Here is a 5,027-nt window from a genome sequence, read left to right as displayed (position 1 = left end):
AGGACGTTAAATAAAACCTGGGGTTGATGATGCTGATTCATGCGGTGGCTCTGTGAACCCGCATATACGTTCTTTTCGTCAAAACTGATTGTTGACACAACAACCCAGGGCCTATACGGGCTACTTTTATAGATAAAGACAATAGTTCGTATCGCTTCTGATCTGATTTAAAAAATTTTGGTTTCATTTTTCTTTAAGTTTTGATTGATAACATGTACCGGGATTGAATATTAATAACTTTAGCTAGGGAGGCTAAGAATGAGCCGTGGGAATTCTTCATTTTCTTTTCCTCATCAACATCCAGAAAATGGTGATCAACCTTTAAGAAAAACTCCCACTTTCGTGGAAAAACCTCGGCTATTTTAGCTTCCTTGGAAAGGTTTTTTAGTCTCCTTAACAAGCCTCTTAGAGGGAAAGCAACATTTTAACTTCGATTGTGAGCCAGCGCCCACATCACTTTTTCCCATAAGTTCACAACCATTGGTTAATTTTATTGACTTGTCCGAGGAAATCTCTTCCTCTGACGTTCAGGAAGCTATTCCCGAAAAGAAGGGAGAAGACACGCCCCTACCCCTTGAGATAACTGAAAAAATAATAGCTTATTATTGTACTAAAACGGGAGAGCCCGGATTAAGAATTCTTGGTAAAACACGAGCTAACTTTCAAGCTGTTCTCGATGCAAGGAAGATAATTGATAAACGGAACGTCTCTGTTTTAGAACGTCTAAATTGATTTCTACCAAGACAAAATTGAAAATAGGGGCTTAGTAGTTCGCTGTCATTAAGTAGTTCGCAATAGTCTTAGGCTATATCGAAGAAGAAATTTCCCGTTTGCAGCACTAGTTTTTGAACGACCAGGTCGAGCCTTGATGGCAAAAATTAGCTACTATGCATTCATCCAAATCCGAGAGATGCCTCCCCCTCATTTCGCAAGATTCGATGCAACAAGCAGTGAAGCCCTATATTTCGTCGGAAATGAAGATGAATTGTGCCAGCGCTTAGAGTTACTAAAAGCCAACTTTGCGCGTCAAGGTCCGAACGTTTCATTAAACTCATCAAGTGAATGCACACCCCTCAGAAACGAAATCACCCTCTTCCCTTTACTCACCCTCTCACAATTCTTATTCCAACTTTTTTAGTATCTCCGGGGTATCCCATTCGTTTCAAGTGCCGGGCGGTCATTAGCAAATTGGCAGCATATGAATCAATTATGGAACCAGTTAGTATCCGAAAAAAGAATTCCTTCATTTAACTTCGCCGTCCGCCGTTTGCTCGCAGGTTTTGGACTTATAGACTAGACGTTGCTAAATGGACATGGACTGAAATCAAAACTGATGTTATTCATTTGCGAAATACCAGCAGCTTTACGCAAGCGCAAATTCATGAACTATTTATGAATTATCCCAAAGCACGTACTAAGCTTAGCAAATAATATTAATGGATACTCATCCGCCAATGCTGTTTCCCCCAATTTAGGAATGTTTACCAATTAATGGAATTAATGAAATAATGCTCATCTGGGTCATCCTACTTTCCTCAACTATTTTAAGATCATACTTATACAACGCGATGGTCGCAGCCTTATATCGAATCATTCCTTGAAATACATAACTCGACTTTGAAAATCCACCTTAATCAGCTTATTCAGCCTTGCACTAATGGTTTTTAACTCAAACGGAAACATCATACTTGTGCCCCCCGGCGCTAACCCTTAAACGACTTTTCCCACCACCATAATTTTCATTGCGTTAGATCCGCCACCAACGCCCATGTAATCACCTTTGGTTAAGACCACTAAATCGCCCTCTTTCAATAAGTCCTGACTTTGCAACGTATCAACAGCTTTTACATTAATTTCGTCGCGCGTGTATTGAGTTGGATCGAATTTAATAGGGTAAACACCACGATAAAGTGTCATTTGCCCGAGCGATTTATCGAATCGACTGAGACCATAAATGGGGATAGCCGTACGGATACGCGACATCCACAAAGGGGTGATTCCCGATTCGGTTAAGGTGATGATGGCTTTGATATCAAGATGGTTAGCTACGTACATAGTTGCCATTGAAATGGCTTCATCAATCCGTTTGAAACGGCATTCAACACGATGACGAGAAATGTGTGAACGCGGCTGAGCTTCCGAAACAACGCACGTTCGCGCCATCGCGGCTACAGCTAAAACAGGATAATCACCAACAGCGGTTTCTGCTGACAACATAACGGCATCGGTATTATCGAGTACGGCATTTGCTACGTCAGACACTTCAGCCCGTGTGGGCACGGTCGCATGAATCATAGACTCCATCATTTGAGTCGCGATAATGACGGGTTTATCCATTGAACGGGCGCGATGAATAATATCTTTTTGCACTAAAGGCACTTGTGCATCGCCAATTTCGACCGCTAAATCGCCACGCGCCACCATGACGCCATCGCTCGCTTCAATAATGGCGTCGATATTTTTAACCGCTTCAGTGCGTTCAATTTTAGCAATGATACCCGCCTTTCCTTTGTAACTTTGCACCAGATGCTTGGCTTTTAAAATATCCTGCGCATCGCGGGGAAATGAAATAGCCACATAATCCACATCAAAATCAACTGCAAATTTTAAATCATTGATATCTTTTTCCGTCATCGCTTCCGCAGAGAGCCCACCGCCTAATCGATTAATGCCTTTGTGGCCTGACAATACGCCCCCTTCAACAACTCGACAAATAATTTGATCTCTCTTGACGCTTTGCACCCTTAAGGTAAGACGCCCATCATCCAACAATAAAATATCTTCGGCTTTTACGTCTTTCGGCAAATTTTTATAATCAATCCCAATGTTTTTCTCTGTACCTTCTTCGGGTGGGAGCCCGGCGTCCAAAATAAATAACTCGCCTCTTTTTAAGTTAATTTTGCCAATTTTAAAGCTAGATATGCGAATTTTAGGCCCTTGCAAATCCGCCAAAATTCCGATTACCCGTTCTTGTTTTTTCGCCGCCTTGCGAACCATTTCAATCCGTTGTTTGTGTTTTTCATGAGTGCCGTGCGAGAAATTCAAGCGAATGATGTCAACACCCTCGTGAATAATTTCTTCAAGTATAGAAAAATCATCGGTTGCTGGCCCTAAGGTGGCAATAATTTTGGTGCGGCGCAACATGTGATTATTATTTTTGCTCATACTCTTTTGCTCGTTGCGTTAAGATCTTAATAGCAGGTAATATTTTTCCTTCTAAAAACTCTAAAAATGCACCTCCAGCTGTACTGACGTAAGACATTTGATCGGTCAGATTGAATTTATCCAAAGCAGCTAGGGTATCTCCACCCCCAACTATAGAATAAGCGCTACTTTTTGCAATGGATTGTCCCAACGCGCGTGTTCCTTGACTAAATGCTTCTATTTCAAAAACGCCGATGGGCCCGTTCCAAACGATCGTGCCCGCTTGCGCCATCAACTTGACATAGGTTGCCGAAGTATTCGGCCCTACATCGAAAATAGATTCGTCACTGGTTAGGGCATCGATATTTTTCACCGTTGCTTTCGCATTTTCTGACAATTCATCCGCCACAATAACATCGAGCGGCAAGGGGAGATAAACGTTTTTTTCGGCGACTTTCTCCCAAAATTGGTAAATCGCGCCCAACCATTCATTTTCACAGAGCGATTTTCCAATTGGATAGCCCTGCGCTTTTAAAAAAGTATTTGCAATAGCACCACCTACGATTAACTGATCGACTTTATCTAATAAATTTTCTAATAAATGAATTTTGGTTGAAACTTTTGAACCGCCTACCACAGCGACCAATGGGTTTTGAGGATTTTCTAAGGCGCGGGATAAAATTTCGATTTCAGAAATGAGTAAAGGACCGGCGCAGGCTAATTTTGCGTATTCAGAGACGCCAACCGTGGATGCTTGGGCACGATGTGCCGTTGCAAAAGCATCCATAACAAAAATATCGCACAACTCCGCCATCCGTTTAGCAAGTCCGGTATTATTTTCGTTTTCACCTTTATTGAACCGCACATTTTCACAAAGAATGACCTGACCTGGTTTAACCGCGACTCCTTCGAGCCAATCATTGATTAGCGGCACTTTTCGATTTAATTTTTCACTCAGGAATCGCGCTATCGGGGCTAAAGAAAATTCTTTTTCGAATTTCCCTTCTTTTGGTCTTCCCAAATGCGATAAAATTATTACTCGTGCTTTTTGTTCTATTGCTTTTTGAATTGTCGGCAATGCACGCAAAATCCGTTCATCATTCATAATTTTTCCATTTTTCATTGGCGCGTTCAGATCTTGACGAATCATCACGCGTTTGTTATGAAGATTGAGATTGGACATAGATAGAAACGGTAATGCCTTCATTTTATTTTCACTCATTTTCTAACTAACGTATCTTAATTTCTAAAACCATCACGGCTCCACGCAGGGGGAATGAGGATTAAAACAAATTTTGGTATAAGTTTTTCCATTCTAGGTTGTTTTTTCTATTAGTCTGAATTTTCATAATCGATTCTACTTTTTAATCTGCTTTTCACGTAAAGTAGCAGAAATCATTTCTTCATGTAACTCAAAATATACTAATTAGTGAACTTTATATTCTTTTGTAAATCAGTACACTACATTATTTTTATGCACCCAGATTCGTTTCACTAGATCAGAAGTCACTCCTGTGTAGGAAGCATAAAAAACCTTCACGGCGGAGTCAGGAGGAGACCTAAAAGACTAGGGGCTAAGAAAAACACCGATGGTGCTTTTCTTAGCCTTTTAGCCGGGACTCCCGTGACTTCGGCTGTGAAAGCCCTCGATTCTTTGTCTGTCAGTAGACGGCCCACGCACGGGAACGACGGACATCTTTTCAACCACTTGATATTCCCTCTTTACTTCGCCCCCTTAAGTTGAGCTCTAGGCAGGCGGGCAGGGGATTGTGGGTCTCCATCATGATATATAAATAGCGTTAAGAGAAATCCCCAGAATACCCTAGGGATTACGGGCACGAGCGATCGTGCGGGAATTGATTTTATACAATTGTGACTGGATC

General features: G+C 41.5%; 2 protein-coding genes. Both read right to left on the bottom strand.

The genetic code is table 11. The annotated features are described in order from the left end of the window. Nucleotides 1–1,710: 1,710 nt before the first annotated feature. Nucleotides 1,711–3,165, bottom strand: a complete 1,455-nt coding sequence (gene pyk, locus FIV31_RS07265; RefSeq protein WP_280124308.1) for a pyruvate kinase — start codon at nucleotides 3,163–3,165, stop codon at nucleotides 1,711–1,713. Next, a complete protein-coding gene (locus FIV31_RS07260) occupies nucleotides 3,152–4,366 on the bottom strand; it encodes a phosphoglycerate kinase (RefSeq protein ID WP_280124307.1) in 1,215 nt (404 codons plus the stop codon). The genes pyk and FIV31_RS07260 overlap by 14 nt, the downstream gene beginning before the upstream one ends. Nucleotides 4,367–5,027: the final 661 nt, after the last annotated feature.

Source organism: Coxiella endosymbiont of Ornithodoros amblus, from assembly GCF_019425495.1.
Taxonomy (GTDB): Bacteria; Pseudomonadota; Gammaproteobacteria; order Coxiellales; family Coxiellaceae; genus Coxiella.
The sequence above is the reverse complement of the archived record's forward strand: the minus strand, read 5'-3'. Positions and strand labels throughout refer to the sequence as shown.

What these genes read in the sequence shown, in the direction of transcription:
- FIV31_RS07260 (WP_280124307.1), bottom strand. Translation starts at nt 4,366, where the DNA reads ATGAGTGAAAATAAAATGAAGGCATTACCGTTTCTATCTATGTCCAAT.
- pyk (WP_280124308.1), bottom strand. Translation starts at nt 3,165, where the DNA reads ATGAGCAAAAATAATAATCACATGTTGCGCCGCACCAAAATTATTGCC.